Source organism: Rhizobium sp. Root1334, assembly GCF_001426665.1.
Lineage (GTDB): Bacteria > Pseudomonadota > Alphaproteobacteria > Rhizobiales > Rhizobiaceae > Pararhizobium.
This window is the reverse complement of sequence record NZ_LMEY01000031.1, coordinates 104,563-126,474: the sequence shown is the minus strand read 5'-3', so window position 1 is coordinate 126,474 and position 21,912 is coordinate 104,563. Positions and strand designations below refer to the sequence as shown.

Here is a 21,912-nt window from a genome sequence, read left to right as displayed (position 1 = left end):
ACTTTACATGGCGTGATGGGAATGAGGACGTATGTTACGGTAATCCATACCTGTTTTCACAAGTGGCCTGTCGGTAGGGCCAACCGTTCAGCGGAGTAGCGTATAGCGAGGTAAGCTGCCGATTTTCCTTGATCAAGGCGGTTGTGTCCTCTCCTGCCGTCGCTGATTTCCTGGCGAGGTATGGCGGCGACACATCAATAGTGTGCATGAATGCCACAAAGCCTGGCGCGCGAAGCTCTCATGACCGGCTGGAATACAGGGTCGTATGCTGCTGGGGTAGGGTCACTTCGCCCAGTCTAGCCGAGAGTTGGAACAGAGTACGCGGATTTAGCTGCGCGCTGCATATTCGCCGTGGAGTGGCAGGACGCCGACACATTTGCGATCTGCGAGCACCAGAAATCGAAAAAACGTCTAAAACTATTGAAACAATTGGGGGGATGCCGGTGTGCGTTGTATTCTTCGCCATGCGACTGCAGCACTTGGTGCCGGCATCTGATCAAAAGGCGGCGGTGGAACGTCGAAAGCGCATCGCTGCCCCGATGTTTGGCGTCTCTTTTCGTAAAATAGGTTTAGGCGCAATGGGGCGCCGAAACGCTCAAGGCCCATAGTGTCAATCAGATAGTCGTATGATCCGGTATCATACGTCCAAACGCACACAGACACCGATTACTCTGAAACCAGGGTTCTCGTGCCGCTCGGTTCGTTTAGGGGGACAATCATGCGTAGAATTTTCGCCTATCTTACGATTGCCTCATTTTTCTCGACCTCAGCGTTCGCAGATCCCGCGGTGCTGACCGCAAATGTGAATTTCAGAACGGGTCCCGGTACCGGCTTTAGCGCGATGCGGATCATTCCGCAGGGCGAGGAAGTCGATATCAAGGAGTGCGACAGCCAGGCGTCATGGTGTGCGGTAAGCTATTCCGGAGAGAATGGTTTTGTCGCCGGCAAGTACCTCAACCAGTCGGAATCCGATGCTCCTGCCTGGCCGAGGGTCTTCAACACGCAATCCGGGGCAACGGTTACGCTTTTTCAACCGCAGATAACCGAGTGGGCCGATTTCCGCCGGCTTGCCGCACTTATTGCCACCGAACTCAAGCTGCCAGCTGAAACGAAGCCAGTTTACGGCATCATTGGTGTCACAGCCAATACGGTTGCCGATGATGACGCCGGGAATGTCACGTTGAGCGATATTAAGACCACGCGCTTGGACTTTTCAACACTGGACCGCAAGCAGCTATCGGACCTTACTCTCCAGGTTGGAGCCCTGATGCCGACGGACCCGATTGTCGTTTCGCAGGAGCGGTTGACGGCGAGCATCGCGGATTACAAAAGGCTGGCCAACATCACCGACATCAAGGCGGATCCACCGCCGATCTTCACGAGTGAAACGTCGGCGGTCTTGGTTCAGACCAACGGCAAGGCGGTTTCGGCCCCGGTGAAAGGCGTAGAGGGGCTTTCCTTTGTTGCCAATACCAATTGGGACCTTTTTAAGATCGACGCGACTGGCTCCTACTACCTCCGGGACGAGAAGAACTGGCTGACATCAACCGCTCTAGAGAGCGGCTGGGTCGAGGCTGACGCGGTTCCGGATCTAATTTCCAAGCTGCCGGCCGACGAGAACTGGAAAGACGCGAGAGCAGCGCTTCCGCCGGTCCGTTTCTCCGAGAATTCGGTGCCAAAGGTATTTTATTCAGACACGCCGGCAGAACTGATGATTTTCGAGGGGCAGCCAGTCCTTGAGGCGGTACCGGGCACAGGTCTCGAATGGGTATCGAATTCGACGGGAGCGATCTTCTATCACACGGCAAGCAAGACCTGGTATACGCTTCTTTCCGGGCGATGGTTTTCGGCGACGTCGCTCGACGGTCCGTGGGCGTTTGCGACAACCAAATTGCCCGCCGGCTTCCTAGCCATACCTGACGATACCTCCTATTCGGCGGTGCGGGCTTCGATCCCAGGAACCTCGGAGAGCGCGGAGGCGCGCCTGAAAGCCAGCATTCCCAGAATGGCGCGCGTATTGACCGACAGATCGGTCAAAGTAGAGGTAAGTTACAGCGGGGAACCGGTATTCGAGCCGATCGAAGGCACGTCCATGTTCTATGCAATCAATGCGAACGAACAGGTGATCAAAGTCTCGGACAAGTACTTTGTGCTCAAGGACGGCATCTGGTTTGTTGGAGACGCGCCCACCGGACCTTTCGCGGTCGCACATACCGTCGCCGAAGAAATCTACACGATTCCCCCGTCGTCGCCGGTCTACAACGCCACCTATGTCCGCATTTACGAAGCAGAACCGGATGCCATCTGGTATGGGTACACGCTCGGCTATCTCGGCGTCTACCTGGCTTGGGACACCCTCGTGTGGGGATCAGGCTGGTATTATCCGCCCTATTGGGACGATGATTACGACGGCAACTGGACGCCTTACCCACCGCCGATCAGCTATGGAGTGGGCGCCTACTACAACCCCGCCTACGGGACTTTCGGGCGCTACGGCTATGCCTACGGGCCGGAGCGGGGCTTGGTTGCCGGTTCTGCATACAATCCGAGAACCGGAACCCATGTTCGCGCCGGTGCGGTCGCCGGACCGAGCGGGCAGCGGGGGTTCATTTCGGCCTACAATCCACGCACGGGCAACGCTTTTGCTGCGCGAGGAGGTCAGAACGTCTATGGTTCCTGGGGCAGTGTTTCCGTCAAGCACGGTGGCGAATTCGCGCGTGTCAGCGGCGGTTCCACGGGTAGTGCAGGCGGCCTGCGCTGGCGCAACACGGAAGGCGATAAGGGCTTTCTTGTCGGAAGCAAGGGCGGCGATGTCTATGCCGGGCGGGATGGCAATGTTTATCGCCGCCAGGACGGACAATGGCAAAAGCACTCGCCCGACGGCTGGAAACCGGTTCAGCGCCCGGATGGAGAAAATCTCAAGAATGCGGGGCAGCGTGACGGTATAAAGCGACCGCAAGCGGCGCAACGTGGGCAGAACCTGCGCGACAGTCCAGCGGTGCGACGCAATCAGCAGCGCGCCCCCGACCATCTCAATTTTGACCGGAACGGCCGACAGTTCGGTAATCAGTACGAACTTAACCGCAACTATGGCCGGCGCTCCCCGCAAACCGGCGGAAACTTCCACAACTTCGACCGTGGTGGCTTTCAAGGTGGAGGCAGGGGCAATGGTGGCTTTTACGGCGGCGGCGGCCGTGGCGGCGGAGGAGCAGTTTTACGGGGTGGCGGTGGCCGGGGTGGCGGTGGACGCGGCCGATGAACCGCGCAATTTTCCTGGGGTGATGCCGATCCGGCTGCTACCACAGCGGAAATAAACGGTCAGCGACGTCGAACGCAGATTTAGCAACGTTAGGGTTGCGAGAACTGGCCGAACCAATACGTTTGCTCTGAGGGCGAGGGGCTAACCTGCTACCAAGTCCACCCTTAAGCCGGTTTAATGCAACGCCAAGTCATAGCGCCGCTATTCGAACAATTCGCGGTTATCCGCTTCAATCTGCGGCAGATCATTGAGGATGCCGTTCAGGTGAGCGCGCATGGCGTCGGCGGCGGCATCGGCATTTCGAGCGTCGATGGCGACAACGATCTTTTCGTGTTGTTCGATGAGATTGTTCATGGAAGCGGGGTTGCGGAGCTGCAGATTGCACACCCTATCCATATGCGCCTTGATGTCTGAAATCGCATTCCAGGCGAGACCGCAGCCGGCGCCCTCGGCAATGGCGATATGAAATTGCTCGTCTTCCCGGCGGAAGGCGTTGTGATCATGGTCTGACATGGCCATACGCTGCCGTTCGAGAATGCTGTCGATCTTCCGGCGCGTCCACGTATCGAAGCTTTCGCTCGCGCGCCGGGCGACAGCCACCTCGATTGCCTCGCGGACGAAACGGGCCTCCATCATTTGGCGCGCCGAGATACGAACGACAACGGTGCCGCGATTGGGGCGGATTTCGACCAGCTTTGATTTTCCAAGCGCAATCAGTGCCTCGCGCACGGGCTGCCGGGACACGCCGAGACGGGAGGCGATTTCCTGTTCGGACAGGCGGGAGCCTGGCGCCAGCTCGAGGCGGATGATCGCCTCGCGCAAATCACGCTCGACCTGAGCAGCCGTCGTCTCCCCGGTCTCGATCTTCAACGGATCAATCTTCAAAGTTTCAAGGTTCATGCTTTTCGCCACCGCGGTCTCGTTGACATTCGTTTTTAACCACCATACAGTACCATACAACTTGACGACAGCACAAGCGCGGCGCTCGAAGCGCCAAGCCAGGATGGAGGAGCCGGGACGTGAAAATCCCGGTCAGTTGATGACGATACATTCCAATTTCATAAGCCCAGATTCTAGTGATCCGCGTCTGCAGAGTAAATCCCGCTACAAGATGCTTATCGACGGCAAGTCGGTTGATGCGGCATCGGGAAAAACCATCGACCGTGTGAGCCCGGGGCATGCCGGCGTCGTCGTCGGCACCTGGCCGGAGGCTTCCGCCGATGATGTTCGCTTGGCGATTGCTGCTGCCCGCCGCGCCTTCGACAACGGTCCATGGCCACGCATGTCTGGCGCCGAGCGCTCACGCCTCATGTTCAAGACGGCGGAACGCATTCTGGCCAATGTCGAAGAACTCGCCCTGATCGAAAGTCTGGAGGTTGGAAAACCGATCGCCCAGGCTCGCGGCGAAATCACCTTTTGCGCCGATCTCTGGTCCTATGCGGCCGGGCAGGCGCGCGCACTGGAAGGCCAGACGCACAACAATATCGGCGATAACCGTCTTGGCCTCGTGCTGCGGGAGCCGGTCGGTGTTGTCGGTATCATCACGCCCTGGAATTTCCCATTCATTATTGCATCCGAGCGTGTGCCGTGGGCGATCGGCGGTGGCTGTACAGTCGTGTTGAAGCCATCGGAATTTACCTCCGGCACCTCGATCCGCATGGCGGAGCTCGCCCGCGAGGCCGGTATCCCCGATGGCGTTTTCAATGTCGTCACGGGATACGGTGACCCGGCGGGCCAAGTCCTCGCCGAGGACCCGGGCACGGACATGATCGCCTTTACCGGTTCTGGCCGCGTCGGCGTCAAACTTGGCGAAATCGCCGCCCGCAGCGTCAAGCGCGTCGGTCTCGAGCTTGGCGGCAAGGGGCCGCAGATCGTTTTCAATGATGCGGACCTCGAGGCGGCTGCCGATGGTATCGCCTATGGCGTCTACCACAATGCCGGCCAGTGCTGCATTTCCGGCAGCCGCCTCCTCGTACAGGAAGGCATCCGCGACGCGTTGCTCGATCGCCTGCTCGAAATTTCCCGCAAAGTTACCTTCGGCGATCCGCTGAACGAGCGCACGAAGATCGGTGCGATGATCTCGGAAGCGCATGCTGCCAAGGTGCACTCCTATGTGGAGGCCGGGCAGGCTGCCGGCGCCGAACTGCTGCTCGGTGGATCGAGGGCCGGCGAGGGCGCCGGGCTCTATTATGCGCCGACAATCTTTTCCGGTGTCACCGCCGACATGTCGATTGCCCGCGAGGAGATTTTCGGGCCGGTCCTATCGACCTTGACCTTCAAGACGGCAGATGAGGCTGTCGCGCTCGCCAACGCATCGGAATTCGGTCTTTCGGCCAGCGTCTGGTCCACCAATCTTGAAAACGCACTTCAGAGCATCCGCCGTATCCGGGCCGGGCGCTGCTGGATCAACAGCGTCATCGACGGTGCGCCGGAACTGCCGATTGGCGGTTACAAGAAGAGTGGTCTCGGGCGGGAGCTCGGCCGCTACGGCTTTGATGAATATTCGCAGTTCAAGGGCATTCACGTGACCTTGGGCCGGCCGGATCCTTGGTTCGGGTGAGATTGCTCACCGGACACTGAGGCAGAGGAGGAAAATCTCGGCTGGCGCGATCTTTGGTCGGAGCCCGCCAGCCGAGACATGGGTCTTTCGACCCCGATTGCACATCCAAAGGGAGGATACGCAAAATGAAATTGACCAGACTGAAAACCGCAATGCTTGCGGCATGCGCAGCTATGGCTTTCACATCATCCGCCATGGCGGCCGATGTCAAGGCGACGATGATCATCTACCTCGATCCGAGTGTCCAGTTCTTTAACCCCGTCGTGAAGGGCGCACAAGATGCTGCAGCACAGTTCGGCGTCGATCTCGACGTTCAATATGCCAACAACGATCCGGTACGCCAGAATGACCTGATTGAGAGCGCCACGGCGAGCGGAGTCGATGGCATCGCCGTCGCTATCTCCTCGTCTGACGCTTTCGACGAAAGCATCTGCAAGGCGGTCAAAGCCGGCATCATCGTCATCGGCTTCAACAACGACGATCTCGACGGTGCCAAGGGTAATTGCCGCCAAGCCTATGTCGGCATGGATGAATTTGCCTCGGGTTATGAGCTCGGTAATCGCATGGTCGAGCAGTTCGGCCTGAAGGAAGGCGACATGGTCTTCAATCCGCGCGAAATTCCGGAAGCCAGTTTCGCCGTCGCCCGTGGCGGCGGCATCGAAAAGGCAATGAAGGAGCATGGCATCAAGGTGGAGACGGTCAAGTCCGGCCTCGATCCGGCCGAAGCGCAGAACATTCTCGCTCAGTTCCTCATCGCCAATCCCAACACCAAGGCTCTGTTTGGCACAGGCTCAGTTACCTCGACCGTGGGAGCGGGCGCCATCAAGGACGCTGGTGTCAACATTCCGTTCGGCGGCTTCGACCTCGCGGTCGAAATTGTCAACGCGGTGGAATCAGGTGCCATGTTCGCGACGATGGACCAGCAGCCCTACCTGCAGGGCTACTATCCGATCGCCCAGATCGCGCTGGCGAAAAAGTACGGCCTGACCCCGACTGACGTCGACACCGGCCAGGGCGCTTTCCTCGACAAGTCGCGCATCTCGTCCGTCAAACCGCTGATCGGCAGCTACCGGTAAGCGAGACGCCTGAAGGCCTTCCGGCGACAAGCCGGAAGGTCACCGCGATCCCTGGAACAGAGTAACGACAGTGACCTACGCCATGACCGACAGTGCCGTGCCGAAATCGCGCACGAAAAAACAATCGCTGCTCAAGCAGATCATGACCATGCCGGCCGGAGCCATTCTCCTGGTTTTCGTCTCCTTGCAGATCGTCTGCATCGCCGGTGCGCTCATTTATCCCGACAGCTTCCGTTATCTCTCGCCGCAGAACCTGACAATCCTGATGAAGGCTATTCCGGTCCTCGGCTGCCTGGCGCTAGGCGCCGGCGTGCTCATGATCGCCGGAGAGTTCGATCTGTCGATCGGCTCCGTCTACACCTTGACCGCCGTGCTGATGGCGAGCCTTGTCGATAGCGGCATGAGCGCTTTTCTTGCCGCGCCGCTCGGTATTCTCTTGGGCGTGATGATTGGTCTGCTCAATGGCGCGATCACGCTGCGCTTCGGCCTGCCATCCTTCATCGTCACGCTCGGCGGCCTGCTGTTCTGGCGCGGTGCCGTGCTGCTCTATAATGGCGCAGTCCAGGTGCGCTTCGATCCGGAGCCCGCCTTCACCAGCCTGTTTGCCGGAACGCTCCTGGGTATCAACGCCGCTTTCATCTGGATCGTCCTGTTCGTGATCGGCTTCTATCTGCTGATGCACCGCCATAAGTTCGGCAACCATGTGTTCGCCACCGGTGGCAATCCAGCCGCGGCAACGGCAATCGGCATCAACACCGACCGCGTCAAGATGATCGCCTTCGCCATCGCCGGCGGTATGGCAGCGGTCGCTGGAATCCTTGCCACGGCGCGTGTCGGCAGCGTCCAGCCGGGGCAGGGCGCCGGTCTTGAATTGCAGGCGATCGCGGCCTGCGTCATCGGCGGACTTTCCCTGCGCGGTGGCCGGGGTTCGATCATCGGCATCTTCCTCGGTGTCATGCTGATCCACACCATCACCGACGTGCTTCTGCTCCTGCGCGCACCCGGCTTCTACCTCGACATGTTCATTGCAACCCTGATCGTTGTTGCTGCCGCCTTCAACCATCTTATCGAACGCCGGGGGGCTGCGTGATGTCCGCGTCCAATCTACTCGAACTGCACAATATCTCGAAAAGCTTCGGTGCACTGACGGCCTTGCGGGATCTGAGCTTCCACGTCGGCCCAAGCGAAGTGGTTGGCCTTCTTGGCGATAACGGCGCCGGCAAGTCGACCACGGTCAATCTGATCTCCGGCATCCACAAGCCGACCTCCGGCCATTTGAGCGTCGATGGGCAGAAAACGCTCTTCACTTGCCGCTCGGATTCTGCCGATGCCGGCATCGAAACCATCTATCAGAACACTGCTCTGGTGGATTCGCTGTCGATCACCCGCAACATCTTCATGGGCCGCGAGCGCACCAATGCCTTCGGCTTCCTGAAGCAGGCGGAGATGCGCGACATCGCCATGGAGGTGCTGAAGAAGGCCGTTCATATCTCCGGCATCGATTCTCCTGACAAGCTGGTGGGTGATCTCTCCGGCGGGCAGAAGCAGGCGGTCGCCATTGCGCGCGCGGTCTTCTTCAAGCGCCGCGTGCTGCTGCTCGATGAGCCGACATCCGCTCTGTCCGTCCGCGAGACCGAGGCGCTGCTGTCCCAAGTGCTGAAGCTCAAGGCCGAGGGTGTCTCCAGCGTGCTGGTGACCCACAATCTCTATCACGCCTATCAGGTCTGCGACCGGTTCGTGATCATGAGCCATGGAACCAAGGTTTTCGACGTCAAGAAGGCCGATACGACGATCAGTCAGCTGACGGAATACGTCGTTCTCACCTGACAATCCCATCCAACGCCAAGAGGCAAATCCGTGACAATTTCCGTAAATGTGCGCCAGGTTGTTGGCCCCGAAGACGCTGCGAAGCGCGATACGAGCGGCCTGCGCGACGGGTTCCTCATCGAGGGGCTGTTTTCCAAGGGCCGTATCAATCTCACTTACAGCCATCTCGACCGGATGATCGTCGGTGGCGTCGTCCCGACGGGTGAAGACCTGACGATCGCCCAGGTCAAGGAAACCGGCACCGACCGGTTCCTTGAGAGACGCGAAGCCGCCATTCTCAACATCGGCGGGCGCGGTACGGTTCTCGTCGGTGAAACCGAATACGCCCTCGGCTTCCAGGATGCGCTCTATGTCGGCATGGGCGAGGGGGATCTGACCTTCAGAAGCGATGATCCAGCCAGGCCGGCCGAATTCTATGTCCTCAGTGCACCCGCGCATCGCAGCTGCCCGACCGTGCTCATCACGCTCGACATGGCCAAGAAGGTGCGGACCGGTTCCGCTGAGGAGGCCAATGCCCGCACGATCAACCAGTATGTCCATCCGGATGTCTGCGAAAGCTGCCAGCTTCTGGTGGGGCTCACCATGTTCGAGCCGGGCTCGGTCTGGAACACGATGCCGGCGCATGTCCACGACCGGCGCATGGAGGTCTATCTCTATTTCGGCATGGAAGAATCGACGCGCATCTTCCATTTCATGGGCGAGCCGCATGAAACACGGCACCTCGTGCTGAAGAGCCATGATGCGGTGCTGTCGCCGGGGTGGTCCATCCACTCCGGTGCCGGCACCGGCCGCTACTCCTTCATCTGGGCGATGGCGGGCGACAATATGAGCTTTACCGACATGGACAAGGTACCGATGGACAGTCTGCGATGAACCCGTTCGATCTTTCCGGCCGCTGCGCCATCGTCACCGGTGCCAATACCGGTATCGGGCAGGCGATAGCCGCCGGTCTTGCGAGAGCGGGTGCCGACATCATCGGTGTCGGCCGTTCACCGATGGAGGAGACCGCGAGCCAGGTGGCGGCGACAGGCCGCGTCTTCCATTCGCTTCTGGCCGATCTCTCACGGATGGAAGAGGTGCGCGCCGTCATAGACCGTGCTTCGGCCCTCCGCTCACACCCGGAGATTCTGGTCAACAATGCCGGGATTATCCGCCGCGCCGATACGATCGATTTTACCGAGGACGACTGGGATGCCGTCATGGATACCAATCTGAAATCGGCGTTCTTTCTTTGCCAGTCCTTCGCGAAGATCGCGATCGCTGACCATATGTCCGCCAAGATCATCAACATCGCCTCGCTCTTGTCGTTCCAGGGTGGCATTCGCGTGCCGTCCTACACGGCGGCGAAGAGCGGTCTGGCCGGACTGACACGGCTGATGGCCAATGAATGGGCGGCGCGTGGCATCAATGTCAACGCCATCGCACCTGGCTATGTCGAAACCAACAACACTACAGCGCTCAGGGCGGATACTGAACGCAATGCCGATATCCTGAAACGTATTCCCGCCGGGCGCTGGGCGCGCGCGGATGATATGGCGGGTGCTGCTGTTTTCCTCGCGTCGCGTGCGTCGGACTATGTGCATGGTACGATCCTGCCCGTCGATGGCGGATGGCTGGCACGATAAAGGAGTTAATTATGATGCCTGATTTCTATACCCTTCCAGAAGGCCTGACATGGACGGAAACCTCGCCTGGTAACCGCCGGGCGGTTCTTGCGCACCGCCCCGAAATGATGCTGGTCGCCTTCAGCTTCGACAAGGGGGCGATCGGCGCTCTCCATTCGCATCCGCATACTCAGGTTAGCTACGTGGCCAAGGGGAGTTTCGAGGTCACTGCCGATGGCGTGACCACGACACTGCCGGCCGGCAGTAGCTTCATCGTCGCGCCAAATCTCGTCCACGGCGTCGTGGCGCTGGAGGACGGGTTGCTGATCGATACGTTCACGCCAAGTCGTGACGATTTTCTGTAGCGCATTCTCAAATTCGGAAAATTGAGAATAAAAGCTCTACTGCATTTTAGTCCGGGCGGCGGGAAGATCCTCTCAAGAGCTTGTTTGTCCGACCAACGCGAGTTTCGTTGGATTCAAGCAAGAATGCTCAGTGGCTTCCCACCTAAATCTGAAATCCGCCGGAGACCTCGGGTCTTTTATTTCAAGCGTATTGATGTTCATGTGGCATTCAAGGCATTGACGCCTCCTCGATTAGCCAATCGATGAACGAGTTTACCTCGGCAGTCTCCCGTTTCGCTTCCGCGCAGATGCAATAGTAATTGTGAAGGGCTGGGACGCTGAGTTGAAGCGGTTGAACAAGGCGTCCCTCATTGAGATCGCGCGCGGAAACGACTTCATCGCTAAGCGCCACGCCAAAGCCATCTCGGGCGGCTTGGAGCACGATGCCGAAGTCGTCGAAGTGCACATCGGCCTCACCAGCATAGGGAATGCCCGCTTCAGCCTGCCAGCGACGCCATTGCGAACCGTCGTCTTCGTGCAGCAGTCGATGATAGGCGAGATCGGAGGGTTGTCGGATGGCGTTCGGTCCGCGCAGGAGCTGGGGGCTGCAAACCGGAGTCATGCGGATTCCGTGGAGCAGGCGCCACCAGAAGCCCGGCCACGGTGGCATGCCATAAACGATCGCGACATCGGTCTTGCGCCAGTCAACGTCATGGAAGCGGCTGGAAGTAAGAACCTTCAATTGGAAACTGGGGCTTTCCTCCATAAAAGTGAAAAGTCGGGTGGCAAGCCAGGCAACACCATGAACTTGCGGAATGGAGATGGTCAGGGCCTGCTTTGGTGCTCCGCCATATTTATGCACCGAGAGCTGGCGCACGCCGGTGTGAATGGCGTCCATGGCGCTTGCCACCGAGCGCTGGAGTTGGCTTCCGCTCGGGGTCAAAGCCAGTTGTCTGCCGCGTTTCTGGAAGAGGTCGACGCCCAGTGTCACTTGCAGGGCCCGGATCTGCTGGCTGACAGCACCCGGCGTCACATGCAGCTCCGCTGCCGCCGCACTGACATTACCGAGCCGCGCGACGCTCTCAAAGACACGAAATGCATGAAGGGGTGGCAGCGACATCGAATTCTTCCTCAATCGGCGTTCAACGGATCAAGCATTTTGATCCCGTCCTGGACGCAACTGCTCGACCACACGATCGGCCAGCGTCCGCAGGATGGGGTCGTTCGCGCGGTCAACCGGGCAGACAATATAATATTCCCGCGCCGCATTGATCGTAGTGGAGAACGGCTGGATAAGCCGCCCTTCGCTCAGGAAGTTTCGCGTCAGCACATCCGAAACGAGTGCCACGCCGCGGCCCTGAACAGCGGAAGCGATCGCCTGCGCTACTGAGTTCACCCGGACACGTGTATTGCCTTCAAGGGCGATCCGGGCCGCGACGGACCATTTCGCCCATTCCCCGCCGTCATCTTCATGTAGTAGCGCGACGGAGCTTAGTTTCCCGTCGCGATTGCGCAGGTCGAGCCGAGGGAACAAAGTTGGCGAACACACGGCGCAGAGCCGGACCTCGCTAAGCGAGCGCCAGTATTTTCCGGTGAACGGCGGATTATCGTAGACGATCGCCATGTCGTTTTCCGCCCAATCGACCTCTGCTGCGGTGATCGCCTCGTTAATGGTGAGGTTGGAAATGCCGTGCCCCTGAGCAAAATCGACGAGGGTCGCTGTCAGCCATGCGATCCCGAGCGCAGTCGGTACCGAAACCGACAGTGATGCGGGATGGTCTCCGGAGATCAGTTTCCGCGATGTCCGCGTGGCCGTATCGAGCTGGCCGAGGGATATGGCGACGGTCTGCGAAAAATCCCTGCCTGCCTGGGTGAGCGCGACATTCCGGCCTGACTTCCGGAGCAGGATGATGCCTGTCGCATCGCTCAGCTTCTTGAGTTGCAACGAAATCGCGCTCGGACTGAGGTGCAATTCCGCCGCCGCCTGCCTCACGCTGCCGAGGCGCGCAGTCGCTTCGAACGCGGGGAGATATTGCAGGTAGGGCGGGAGGCGGCTCATCTGGATATCCGGCTGATCGTTTAGTATTATAGAACGATATTGGTGATTTTAAATTGATTTTTTAAAACTGTTAAGGGTGCTATCCAATCTGCAAAGAGGAGCTTTCTAATGATCTCGGCAAAACCATTCGACTATCCCTATGACGGCAATCTCGATGCTCGCAAAACGGCGCTTGTTGTCATCGACCTGCAGGAGGATTTCCTTTCCACCACGGGTTATTTCGCCCGCCAGGGTTATGATCCAGCGCCCCTTCGCGCGATCCTTCCCGCGGTGAACCAGCTCATCGCTGCCTGCCGCGAGGCGGGCATCCTGATCATTCAAACCCGGCAGGGGTATCGCGAAGACTTTGCGGATATGACCCCTTACGAAAAATGGCGCCGGCAGCGGTCGGGTCTAGAGGGTACGACTGCGCTGCTACGGTCCAGCCCCGGTTTTCAGATCGTTCCTGAACTCGACGTGCGTCCGCAGGACATCATTGTCGACAAGACCTGCAACAGCGCCTTCACCTACACCGATTTCGAGCATGTGTTGCGCGCGCAGGGCATTACACACCTGCTTTTTTCCGGCTGCACCACCGACGTTTGCGTCCACACGACACTGCGCGAAGCCTGCGACCGGAATTTCCAGTGCCTGACAATCTCGGATGCCTGCGCCAGCGGCGATCAATATGCGCATGAGGCTGCCTTGCACATGGTCACAGTCGAGAACGGCATTTTCGGCGCGCTGACCGATACCGCAGCGGTGCTCGCTGGTTTGAAAAGACTGGAAAATTCCAAACGATGAGCGAGATCCGAAAATACGTCTCCCTGATGCGCCTCACGCAGAAGGGGCTCACCGAACTGACCGACAGCGCAAAACGCCGGAAGGTAAGCGAGGACCGCGTCGCAGCTCTCGGCGGGCGGTCGATCGCCTTTTACGCCCTGCTTGGAAACTATGATTTCATGCAGGTTTTTGAAATGCCGAGCAATGAAGCGATGATGCAATACGTCCTCACCGCGCGCCGCGACGGACATGTCGAGCCGCTTATCCTCCCGGCATTCGACACAGAGACATATGGCCAGATTCTAAATGCCGTAGGCTAGCGAAAAGTTTAGTTTTTCTGCGGATTTTTGATGAAAACATTTAGCTTGTTTGCGAATGGCGCTCGTATACGACTTCACTAAAGGCTGATCCAAGAAACCAAAAACAAGGGAACACGACCACGATGAAAGCAACACTGGGAACGAAATTGACTTTTGTGGCAGGTACAATGTTTGCCGCTTTTCTCAGCGCCGGTACAGCTCTTTCCGCCGACCAAAAGCCCGATTTTGTATCGGGCGGCATCTTGAAGATATGCACCAGCGGCGAATTCCCGCCGATGGAGTATTATGAAAATCCCGGTGATAAGGACCTGATTGGCTTCGAGATTGACGTCATGGACGCGATCGCCAAGCGCTGGGGTGCTAAGGCCGAATATGTCGTCGGCGACTTCAAGGGCCTGCTTCCTTCGCTCGATTCCAAGCGCTGCGACCTTGTTGCAAGCGGCATCATGATCACGCCGGCCCGCCTGGAAAAATATGACGGCATCCCGTATTTCGGCTCTCACGTCGTACTGGTCACTGCGGCGAACGACTCGGAGACAAAGGTCCCGGCCGATGTTAGCGGCAAGATCATGGCGATCGAGGCCGGCACGACTTACGAAAAGACGGTGGCCGATCTCAATGCCGAATTGGAAGCTGCCGGCAAGGAGCCAATCCAGGCGCAGACCTACCCGTCCGCGTCCGGCGTGATCGAGCAAATCCTGGTCGGCCGCGCGACCGCAACGATCACGCAGGATACGACAGCTGCATATCGTATGCTTCAGGTGCCGGGTCGACTGGCCATTCCTTATACTTACGATGAAAGCGAAAACTACGGCATCTACCTGCGCAAGAGCGATGGCGACCGGCAGATGCTGAAGGAGGCGATCGAGGCTCTGCAGGCGAGCGGCGAGATGAAGGCGTTCCTCAAGAAGTGGAACCTGCCGGAAGCTTCGACCGACGTTGCCCACGACGTGAACTGACGATAGGTGGTCCACGTTGTTCGACCTCGACCTCTTCCTGCAGGCGATCTTCAGTGCCCCCCTTTTTAAGGGGGCACTCCTGACGATCGGCCTCTCTCTCTGCGTCATGGCTGTGTCCCTCGCGCTTGGCATGGGACTTGGCTCCATGGCAGGCTCACCGCGCCGCTCTGCCCGATGGCTGGCAACGCTCTATGTTTGGCTGTTTCGCGGCGCACCCGCACTCCTCGTTCTGCTGTTTGTGTGGAACGGCCTGCCACAGATTTCCGAAATCTTCCGGGCAGGCTGGTTCACGCCGTTCTTCGCGGCCTTCTTGGCGCTATCGTTGATCCAGATCGCCTATCTGGCAGAAATCCTGCGCAGCGCCTTTGCCGCTGTGGGGCATGGACAACGAGAGGGCGCGGCCGCGCTCGGTATGCATCGCTGGCAGATCTTTCTGATTATCACCATGCCGCAGGCGCTCAGGATCGCGGTTCCCGCGCTGATGAACGAGTTCATCTCGCTATTGAAGGCCACGTCGCTTGCGACCGTGATCTCGCTGAAGGAACTGATGACCGTGTCGCAATTCGCGATCGCCACCAGCTTCCGCTTCCTCGAATGGTACGGTGCAGCCCTTGTCTACTATCTTGTCATCGTTTCTGTGCTGACGCTCGCCCAGAACCGCATCGAACATGTGCTTTCGCGGGGCTACCGCTGATAGCCGTAAACCCATGGGGTGGATATGAACACGCAAACCGCAATTCAGGTTTCTGGCGTCAGCAAATGGTACGGAACTTTCCAGGTCCTTAAGAGCATTGATTTGGCCGTGAACAAGGGCGAGCGCATTGTCATCTGCGGCCCATCAGGCTCGGGAAAATCGACGCTGATCCGCTGTATGAACCGTCTGGAGGAGCATCAGCAGGGCTCGATTGTCGTCAATGGCGTCGAGCTCACCAGCCACCTCAAGCGCATCGATCGCGTGCGAAGCGACGTGGGCATGGTCTTTCAACACTTCAACCTGTTCCCGCACCTGACGGTTCTGGAAAACTGCACGGTTGCCCAGCGCTGGGTGCGCAAGCTGCCGAAAAAGCAGGCAGTCGAGGTGGCGATGAAATATCTCGAACGTGTGCACATTCCGGAAAAGGCTGACAAATATCCGGGCCAGCTTTCCGGCGGCCAGCAGCAGCGGGTCGCGATTGCACGTGCCCTCTGCATGAACCCAAGCATCATGCTGTTCGATGAGCCGACCTCAGCACTCGATCCTGAAATGGTCAAAGAGGTGCTCGACACGATGATCTCGCTCGCAGCTGACGGCATGACCATGGTTTGCGTCACCCACGAGATGAATTTCGCGCGCGAGGTCGCGAGTGAAGTCGTCTTCATGGATGGGGGCCAGATCATCGAGCGCAACAAGCCCGGCATCCTGTTTTCCGCACCGACACACGAGCGCACAAAGCGCTTCCTCGGCAAGCTGCTGCATTGAGCGAGGCCATGTTGACCAACACGAACTGGTTTTCAAAGGAGAGGATTTCGGATCGGCTCACCCGCGTCTGGGAGCCTCATGTCCATAAGTTCTTTCAGGCCAATGTATTCCATGTCATCGGCAAGGACGCCGACCTCGTCATCGATTTCGGCGTGGGCCTCGCCAATCTGGGGAGCGCGTTAGGCATTCCTTATGGCAAGCCGGTGCTCGCGGTAGCAACTCACGTTCACGTTGATCATGTCGGCTCGTTCCACGAATTCGAAGACCGGCTTGGCCACACAGTTGAGGCCGAGGCCTTCGCGCTCATGCCGGATGCCGACACGCTCGCCGGCTATTTTCGCAGGCAGCCGGACGCCTTGATCGCAGCAGCTCCCGGGGGAATGACGCCGGCAACCTACAGAATTACACCCGCACCGCTCACCAGGGTGCTGGCGGAGAACGACGCCATCGACATCGGCGACGCCTGTTACACGGTTTTGCATCTTCCCGGCCATTCTCCCGGATCCATCGGGCTGCTCGACCAGAGGACGGGGGAGTTCTTTAGCGGAGACGCCATATACGAAGGAGGTCTGGTGGATGATCTGCCGGGATGCAACGTCGAAGACTACAAAGGCACCATGAAACGACTGGCAGAGCTTGACGCAGACCTCGTTCACGGAGGGCATGGACCGGCGTTTGGGAGAGAGCGGCTGCGCGAGATCGCCGTGACTTACCTCCATTCGAAAGGATGCTGAAAGGACCGACCTCTTCCCGCGCGATGAAAGTCTGAGCATCGTGAGCACTGCCAGAGGGGCGCGGTCCACGCCGAAATCGCGCAGCCGCGCGTGCGATCTAAGTTACGTCTCACCACCTAACCTTTCGACGTGCTCTAACGATGTCAGCAATGGGGTAACTTCGAAAATTAGCGCACAGCGGTCGCATGACTACTTTCGCCTTCTACTCTGCCAAGAGCAATCGGCGGCGAAGATAAAGAGGATCACGGGTAAATCTGGTCATCCCACCAGATCCCACATTTTGATCGATGCTCTTCAGCTTTGACGAGGATGCGCTTTATTTGTTCGACGCGCAGACAGGATTGGCGCTAGGCTGACCGGGGCTTCCGGCCAGCCTAATCCTCACCAGGAAACGGCTTGTCCATCGAAGGCGCGGAAGCCGGCACTGTCCGCCAGCGTGGCTCCATCGATGATACGGCGCAATCCCGTAGCGCTATCTGCGACGGGCACGACGGCGTCATCGCCGCCCATGTCGGTTTTCACCCATCCCGGATGCAGCGACACAACTGTGATGCCGTCGGCACGCAGGTCCTGAGCGAGTTTGACGGTTGCCATGTTTAGGCTCGCCTTTGAGCAGCGATATGCATAATCACCATCGTCGTCATCCAGCGTGCCCTCGGCGATCGAGCCGGCACGGCTGCTGATATTGGCAACAATTTTTCGTTTGCCGGACAGCAGGTTCGGCAAAAGCGCGCGTGTCACGAGCAGGGGCCCGATTGTGTTGATGCGCATGACCTCCAGGAAATCGTCAGGCTCCAGCGATTGAAGTCCGCCGGTATCGCCACGGATGCCGGCATTGTTGATCAGCACGTCGATCGGCATACCATCCAGGCGGCGCGCCAGATCGAGAATGGATGCCGGGTCGGCCACGTCGAGCGTCTCCGGCACGATGCCGTCTTCGGCCGCCGGTGTCATGGCGCGGCAGCAAGCGATCACACGCCAACCGGCCGCTGCATATTGCTGTGCCATCACGCGGCCGAGGCCGCGCTTGGCACCTGTAATCAACACCGTTGACTGAATGCCTTCAGCGGCCACTACCAGCGCTCCTTGCCGATTCCGAATGGCTCTGTGCTGCGATCCGGCCGTAGATTTCGCCTGAATATTTGATCGTCCTTACCTGCGTATCGAAATCAACATGGGTGATGCCGAACGGCGTCGTGTAGCCATAGGCCCATTCGAAATTGTCGGTCAGCGTCCAGGCGAAGTACCCCTTGACCGGCACGCCTTCGCTGGCGGCCTTGGCGACATAATCGAGATGGTCGACATAATAGGCGGCGCGAATGTCGTCCCAGACATGGCCGTCAGCGGATACGGTTTCCGGTGCGGTGGCAACGCCGTTTTCCGAAATGTAGATTTCCTTCGGTCCGTAATTCTCATGCACATAGTGCAGCACATCGTAGATGCAGCGCGGCCAGATTTCGTAGTTCACCGCGGAATAGGTGCCTTCCGGCTGTACGCGCTGGAAATTCAGCGGGGCCAGCTCCGTGCCTTCGGCCATGACGGACCTGCGGTAGATATTGACGCCGAGATAATCGACCGGGGCGGCAATGATGGCATTGTCGTCCGCATGGATCGGGGGCAGCAGATCGCCATAGAGGTCGAGCATGTCCTGCGGATAGCTGCCCTTGAACACCGCATCGAGGAACCAGCGGTTCTGGGCGCCGTCGAAGCGTCTGGCTGCAGCGACATCGCGCGGATCGCCGGTTGCGGGCTCCGTCACGTTGAGATCGAAAACGATGCCGACCGCGGCGTCCGGAACTTCTGAACGAATGACGGGCACTGCGCGGCCATGGGCGAGCAGAGCATGATGGCTGGCGGTGACGCCGCCCTTGGTGCCGTCGAAAAGACCGGGCGCATCCTCACCGCTGGCATGACCCGACCAGCAGAATGTCCAGGGCTCGTTGAGCGTCGTCCATTTCTTGACGCGGTCGCCGAAGGCGCGGGTGGCGACGGCGGCATAATCGGCGAAATGCTCAGTTGTTTCGCGATTGTACCAGCCGCCGCGATCCTGCAGCGCCTGCGGCAGATCCCAGTGATAGAGCGTCGCATAGGGCTCGATCCCGGCGGCGAGCAGATCGTCGATCAGCCGGTCATAGAAAGCAATGCCCTTCTGGTTGACGGCGCCGGAGCCGTCCGGGATCAGCCGTGCCCAGGCAAAGGAAAACCGGTAGGCGCCAAGCCCCATGGCTTTCAGGACAGCGATGTCATCGCCCCAGCGATGGTAGTGATCGCAGGCGACATCGCCGCTGGACGCGTCGACGATGACGCCAGGCACCTTGCAGAAGCGGTCCCAGATGCTTTCGCCCTTGCCGTCTTCAAAAGGCGCGCCCTCGATCTGGTAGGCGGAGGTGGCGGCGCCGAAGACGAAGCCCTGCGGCAGTACGAGACCTGCTGCGTGTGCTTCAAGAATCTTGCGGTCATTAGCGATGTTTGACGTCATATTTTCTCTCGATGGTGTTGACGAGGCTTGCCGCGGCAAGCGTCAGGACGATGTAGAAGATGGCAGCCGAGTTGTAGGGAGCAAACGGCAGGAAACTTGCCGACTGGAACTCGCGCATGCGCTGGGTGATATCGCGGATCGACAGGATGGACAGGAGCGAGGTGTCCTTGAGAATGGCGATCAGCTCGTTGCCGAGCGGCGGGATGATGATCCGGAACGCCTGCGGCAGGACGACGAGACGGGCCGCCTGCCAGCGGGTAAGGCCGATACTATACGCGGCCTCCACCTGGCCTGCGGGAATGGCGTTGATGCCGGAGCGGAAGATTTCGGCAAGATAGGCGGAATAGGCGACCGCCATGGCGACGATACCGCGCACGAGGTTCGGCGGATCGACGACACCCTGCGTCGCATCCTTCAGCGCACCACTGAGCGGCAGGCCGACATAGAGCACGATCACCAGCATCGGGATGCCGCGAATGGTATCGACGATGAATTCCGAGCCGATTGCCAATGGATGCCTTCTGTGCAGAAAACCGCCGAAGGTGAGCAGGCCGAGAATGATCGCCAGCACGGCGATAGTGATGCCCGTCGAGCGGTCACGGTCGTTCAGCGTTTCCGTCTGCCAGAGCACGGGCGAGCCGGCTGGGACTGAGGCAGCTGGTAGAAGGGCCGCGCTGACATCTTCTTTCTTTGCGAGCGCGGCGATCGCTTCGGTGGGGCCGAGGAAGGTTCTCACCGGCGTTTCGGTCGCCGGTCCGCCCGGATACTGGCCATAGCGAACGGCGCCGATCAGCGATGACGGGGTATTGCTGACGATAGCGACCTTGCCGGTCAGTGTCCCGGTCAGCACGAAGCTGTCGCGCGGCTGGGTGAGGAACCAGGTGGCTGCCAGTGCCAGAAGCAGCGTTGCGGCCGTGAACAGCTGGCCCGTCCGCTTCTTGTAATGCAGTTGCAGCAGTCCAACCCAGACCAAGCCCATCAGTGCTGCGAGAAGATAGGCGGCAACGGCGGCGCGAATGGTCGTGGCGACCCCGGCGGCAAAGGCAATATGGGCGAAGAAGAACAGACCGGCGGCGCCAGCGCCATTGATCAGGCCGATAATCCAGCGTCCGGTGCGGCGCAGACCGTTCTCGGGGCCTTTGTGCCGTGCTGCGATGAAAAGGCCAAGGCCAATCAACGTCAGGATAAAATAGGCAGGGTAGAGGATGGCTTCGACCTGGCGCAGCGTGAGATCGGCGGCCTCGGTCAGCTGCCGGGGGGTGACACCCTTGACGACGAGTGTCGAGGTAAAGGAATCCACGCCATTGGCAACGACCGAAGCGGCAAACGGATGAATGGCGCCGCTGGCAAGAATTGTTGCCGCCGCCATCAGATTAAGCGCGGCGCAGCCGAGCGCCAGCTGCTGCCGGTTTGACTTGGCGCGCGAGAAGGCAAGCAGGGCAATGCCGGACGAAAAGGCGATCGCCAACGCCAGGAAACCGGGCACGAAGGCGGACGAACCATTCTCGACGCCAAGGATGGCGCGCAGCGAGCGCTGATAATCTGCCGAGGACGTGAACAGGTAGATGATGAAGGGTAGCGCGGTCAGGATGATGAGATTGCTGGGCCGCACGCGTTTCAGGAATGACATTCATTCCTCCGCAGGAGTGGTTCGGAAACATTTTGGAGAGCGGTTCCCGGAGCGCGAACGCTCCGGGTTCGCCGGGCTTACTTGAGGCCCCAGTATTTGCCGATCAGCTGATCGAGCGTGCCGTCGTCCTTGATCGCCTTCAGGCCTTCATTAAAGGCGGCGATGTTGGCGTCGTCCTTGCGGAAGACGAGGCCGAGCGGGTCGGACTGCAGATCCTTGATGGCGACGACAAGTTCGCCGGCAAACTCGCGCTCATAGGCCGCAGCGTTGGCGCCATTGATGACGACGCCGTCGACATCCTTGTTCTTCAGGGCGATGACGGAGGCTGAGAAGCTATCGTATGCGGCGACGTTTTCCTTGCCCACGATGCCTTCGGCAACCTGTGCGTCTGTCGTATTGGCCTGCGCCGAGAGCTTCTTGCCCTGCGACTTGAAGTCATCCAGTGAAATTCCTTGGTCGGCGACGCGCATCAGCACGGCCTGACTGTTGACGATATAGGGGTCGGAAAAGTCCATCGCCTTCTTGCGTTCGTCGGTGATCGAAACGCCGGAGGCGACGAGATCGAAGCTGCCCTGATCGAGTGCCGCGAAGATGCCGTCCCAGCCGGTGGTGACGAACTCGGCCTGGCAGTTGATCTTGGCGCAGATGGCATTGACCACATCGACGTCGAAGCCGACGATCTGGCCGCTGGCCGGATCGATGCTTTCCATCGGCGGCGAGGTTGTGTCGGAACCGACCTTCAGAAGCTTGCCGCCGAGATCGGCTGCATGCGAAACGCCGGCCGCAAGTGCTGCCATGGCAAGGGCAATCAGATATGTCTTCACGTTCGTTCTCCTCCGT

The 21,912-nt window shown here is 59.3% G+C and carries 21 protein-coding genes; 14 read left to right on the top strand and 7 right to left on the bottom strand.

Annotated features, from left to right (window positions below):
* Window positions 1-718 precede the first annotated feature (718 nt).
* The gene (locus ASD36_RS28720; protein ID WP_244489885.1) at window positions 719-3,259 is read left to right on the top strand and encodes an SH3 domain-containing protein; all 2,541 of its coding nucleotides are present in this window, start codon (window positions 719-721) and stop codon (window positions 3,257-3,259) included.
* A 201-nt stretch (window positions 3,260-3,460) separates the two neighbouring features.
* Here the strand turns inward: ASD36_RS28720 and ASD36_RS28715 are convergent, their stop codons facing one another.
* Complete coding sequence (locus ASD36_RS28715; protein ID WP_060504537.1) at window positions 3,461-4,159, bottom strand: GntR family transcriptional regulator; 699 nt, start codon at window positions 4,157-4,159, stop codon at window positions 3,461-3,463.
* A 145-nt stretch (window positions 4,160-4,304) separates the two neighbouring features.
* Here ASD36_RS28715 and ASD36_RS28710 point away from each other — a divergent pair, with 145 nt between their 5' ends.
* The 7 genes from ASD36_RS28710 (at window position 4,305) to ASD36_RS28680 (ending at window position 10,691) form a co-directional block, all read left to right on the top strand.
* Window positions 4,305-5,819 (top strand): aldehyde dehydrogenase family protein, encoded by a 1,515-nt coding sequence (locus ASD36_RS28710; protein WP_060509551.1) that lies wholly within the window; start codon window positions 4,305-4,307, stop codon window positions 5,817-5,819.
* Between the two features lie 125 nt (window positions 5,820-5,944).
* On the top strand, window positions 5,945-6,895 hold the full coding sequence (locus ASD36_RS28705; protein WP_060509501.1) for a substrate-binding domain-containing protein: 951 nt from the start codon (window positions 5,945-5,947) through the stop codon (window positions 6,893-6,895).
* A 70-nt stretch (window positions 6,896-6,965) separates the two neighbouring features.
* Complete coding sequence (locus ASD36_RS28700; RefSeq protein WP_200954931.1) at window positions 6,966-7,985, top strand: ABC transporter permease; 1,020 nt, start codon at window positions 6,966-6,968, stop codon at window positions 7,983-7,985.
* Window positions 7,985-8,722 carry an ATP-binding cassette domain-containing protein gene (locus ASD36_RS28695; protein ID WP_060509500.1) on the top strand — a complete coding sequence of 246 codons (738 nt, stop codon included), beginning with the start codon at window positions 7,985-7,987 and terminating at the stop codon, window positions 8,720-8,722. The genes ASD36_RS28700 and ASD36_RS28695 overlap by 1 nt, the downstream gene beginning before the upstream one ends.
* A gap of 30 nt (window positions 8,723-8,752) precedes the next feature.
* Window positions 8,753-9,595 carry a 5-dehydro-4-deoxy-D-glucuronate isomerase gene (gene kduI, locus ASD36_RS28690; RefSeq protein WP_060509499.1) on the top strand — a complete coding sequence of 281 codons (843 nt, stop codon included), beginning with the start codon at window positions 8,753-8,755 and terminating at the stop codon, window positions 9,593-9,595.
* Window positions 9,592-10,347: a 2-dehydro-3-deoxy-D-gluconate 5-dehydrogenase KduD gene (kduD, locus tag ASD36_RS28685; RefSeq protein ID WP_060509498.1), complete on the top strand. Its 756-nt coding sequence runs from the start codon at window positions 9,592-9,594 to the stop codon at window positions 10,345-10,347. The genes kduI and kduD overlap by 4 nt, the downstream gene beginning before the upstream one ends.
* 11 nt (window positions 10,348-10,358) lie before the next feature.
* Window positions 10,359-10,691, top strand: coding sequence for a cupin domain-containing protein (locus ASD36_RS28680; RefSeq protein ID WP_060509496.1), 333 nt, complete (start codon window positions 10,359-10,361; stop codon window positions 10,689-10,691).
* Window positions 10,692-10,899: 208 nt separating this feature from the next.
* On the opposite strand, the gene ASD36_RS28675 is transcribed toward ASD36_RS28680, so the two are convergent.
* On the bottom strand, window positions 10,900-11,790 hold the full coding sequence (locus tag ASD36_RS28675; RefSeq protein ID WP_060504531.1) for a LysR substrate-binding domain-containing protein: 891 nt from the start codon (window positions 11,788-11,790) through the stop codon (window positions 10,900-10,902).
* A 30-nt stretch (window positions 11,791-11,820) separates the two neighbouring features.
* Complete coding sequence (locus tag ASD36_RS28670; RefSeq protein WP_060509494.1) at window positions 11,821-12,729, bottom strand: LysR substrate-binding domain-containing protein; 909 nt, start codon at window positions 12,727-12,729, stop codon at window positions 11,821-11,823.
* A 108-nt stretch (window positions 12,730-12,837) separates the two neighbouring features.
* Here ASD36_RS28670 and ASD36_RS28665 point away from each other — a divergent pair, with 108 nt between their 5' ends.
* The 6 genes from ASD36_RS28665 (at window position 12,838) to ASD36_RS28640 (ending at window position 16,963) form a co-directional block, all read left to right on the top strand.
* Window positions 12,838-13,512, top strand: a complete 675-nt coding sequence (locus tag ASD36_RS28665) for an isochorismatase family cysteine hydrolase (RefSeq protein WP_060509492.1) — start codon at window positions 12,838-12,840, stop codon at window positions 13,510-13,512.
* Window positions 13,509-13,811, top strand: coding sequence for a GYD domain-containing protein (locus ASD36_RS28660; RefSeq protein WP_060504528.1), 303 nt, complete (start codon window positions 13,509-13,511; stop codon window positions 13,809-13,811). The genes ASD36_RS28665 and ASD36_RS28660 overlap by 4 nt, the downstream gene beginning before the upstream one ends.
* Before the next feature lie 122 nt (window positions 13,812-13,933).
* Window positions 13,934-14,770, top strand: a complete 837-nt coding sequence (locus ASD36_RS28655) for a transporter substrate-binding domain-containing protein (RefSeq protein WP_082562861.1) — start codon at window positions 13,934-13,936, stop codon at window positions 14,768-14,770.
* Between the two features lie 16 nt (window positions 14,771-14,786).
* Window positions 14,787-15,464, top strand: a complete 678-nt coding sequence (locus ASD36_RS28650; protein WP_060509490.1) for an amino acid ABC transporter permease — start codon at window positions 14,787-14,789, stop codon at window positions 15,462-15,464.
* 24 nt (window positions 15,465-15,488) lie between these two features.
* Window positions 15,489-16,229 (top strand): amino acid ABC transporter ATP-binding protein, encoded by a 741-nt coding sequence (locus tag ASD36_RS28645; protein WP_060509488.1) that lies wholly within the window; start codon window positions 15,489-15,491, stop codon window positions 16,227-16,229.
* An 8-nt stretch (window positions 16,230-16,237) separates the two neighbouring features.
* On the top strand, window positions 16,238-16,963 hold the full coding sequence (locus tag ASD36_RS28640; RefSeq protein WP_244489884.1) for an MBL fold metallo-hydrolase: 726 nt from the start codon (window positions 16,238-16,240) through the stop codon (window positions 16,961-16,963).
* Between the two features lie 381 nt (window positions 16,964-17,344).
* On the opposite strand, the gene ASD36_RS28635 is transcribed toward ASD36_RS28640, so the two are convergent.
* The 4 genes from ASD36_RS28635 to ASD36_RS28620 all read right to left on the bottom strand — a co-directional run bounded on the left by ASD36_RS28635 (window position 17,345) and on the right by ASD36_RS28620 (window position 21,896).
* Window positions 17,345-18,010 (bottom strand): SDR family oxidoreductase, encoded by a 666-nt coding sequence (locus ASD36_RS28635; RefSeq protein ID WP_060509544.1) that lies wholly within the window; start codon window positions 18,008-18,010, stop codon window positions 17,345-17,347.
* Window positions 18,011-18,026: 16 nt separating this feature from the next.
* The gene (locus ASD36_RS28630) at window positions 18,027-19,442 is read right to left on the bottom strand and encodes a GH1 family beta-glucosidase (protein ID WP_060509486.1); all 1,416 of its coding nucleotides are present in this window, start codon (window positions 19,440-19,442) and stop codon (window positions 18,027-18,029) included.
* Window positions 19,423-21,072 carry an amino acid ABC transporter permease gene (locus ASD36_RS28625; RefSeq protein WP_060509484.1) on the bottom strand — a complete coding sequence of 550 codons (1,650 nt, stop codon included), beginning with the start codon at window positions 21,070-21,072 and terminating at the stop codon, window positions 19,423-19,425. Before ASD36_RS28625 ends, ASD36_RS28630 begins: the two co-directional genes overlap by 20 nt.
* 77 nt (window positions 21,073-21,149) lie before the next feature.
* Window positions 21,150-21,896 (bottom strand): transporter substrate-binding domain-containing protein, encoded by a 747-nt coding sequence (locus ASD36_RS28620; protein ID WP_060509482.1) that lies wholly within the window; start codon window positions 21,894-21,896, stop codon window positions 21,150-21,152.
* Window positions 21,897-21,912: the final 16 nt, after the last annotated feature.

Coding starts and splice junctions, on each gene's coding strand:
- ASD36_RS28655 (WP_082562861.1), top strand. CDS start 13,934: ATGAAAGCAACACTGGGAACGAAATTGACTTTTGTGGCAGGTACAATG.
- ASD36_RS28670 (WP_060509494.1), bottom strand. CDS start 12,729: ATGAGCCGCCTCCCGCCCTACCTGCAATATCTCCCCGCGTTCGAAGCG.
- ASD36_RS28665 (WP_060509492.1), top strand. CDS start 12,838: ATGATCTCGGCAAAACCATTCGACTATCCCTATGACGGCAATCTCGAT.
- ASD36_RS28705 (WP_060509501.1), top strand. CDS start 5,945: ATGAAATTGACCAGACTGAAAACCGCAATGCTTGCGGCATGCGCAGCT.
- ASD36_RS28715 (WP_060504537.1), bottom strand. CDS start 4,159: ATGAACCTTGAAACTTTGAAGATTGATCCGTTGAAGATCGAGACCGGG.
- ASD36_RS28630 (WP_060509486.1), bottom strand. CDS start 19,442: ATGACGTCAAACATCGCTAATGACCGCAAGATTCTTGAAGCACACGCA.
- ASD36_RS28660 (WP_060504528.1), top strand. CDS start 13,509: ATGAGCGAGATCCGAAAATACGTCTCCCTGATGCGCCTCACGCAGAAG.
- ASD36_RS28640 (WP_244489884.1), top strand. CDS start 16,238: ATGTTGACCAACACGAACTGGTTTTCAAAGGAGAGGATTTCGGATCGG.
- ASD36_RS28680 (WP_060509496.1), top strand. CDS start 10,359: ATGATGCCTGATTTCTATACCCTTCCAGAAGGCCTGACATGGACGGAA.
- ASD36_RS28675 (WP_060504531.1), bottom strand. CDS start 11,790: ATGTCGCTGCCACCCCTTCATGCATTTCGTGTCTTTGAGAGCGTCGCG.
- ASD36_RS28695 (WP_060509500.1), top strand. CDS start 7,985: ATGTCCGCGTCCAATCTACTCGAACTGCACAATATCTCGAAAAGCTTC.
- kduD (WP_060509498.1), top strand. CDS start 9,592: ATGAACCCGTTCGATCTTTCCGGCCGCTGCGCCATCGTCACCGGTGCC.
- ASD36_RS28720 (WP_244489885.1), top strand. CDS start 719: ATGCGTAGAATTTTCGCCTATCTTACGATTGCCTCATTTTTCTCGACC.
- ASD36_RS28645 (WP_060509488.1), top strand. CDS start 15,489: ATGAACACGCAAACCGCAATTCAGGTTTCTGGCGTCAGCAAATGGTAC.
- ASD36_RS28625 (WP_060509484.1), bottom strand. CDS start 21,072: ATGTCATTCCTGAAACGCGTGCGGCCCAGCAATCTCATCATCCTGACC.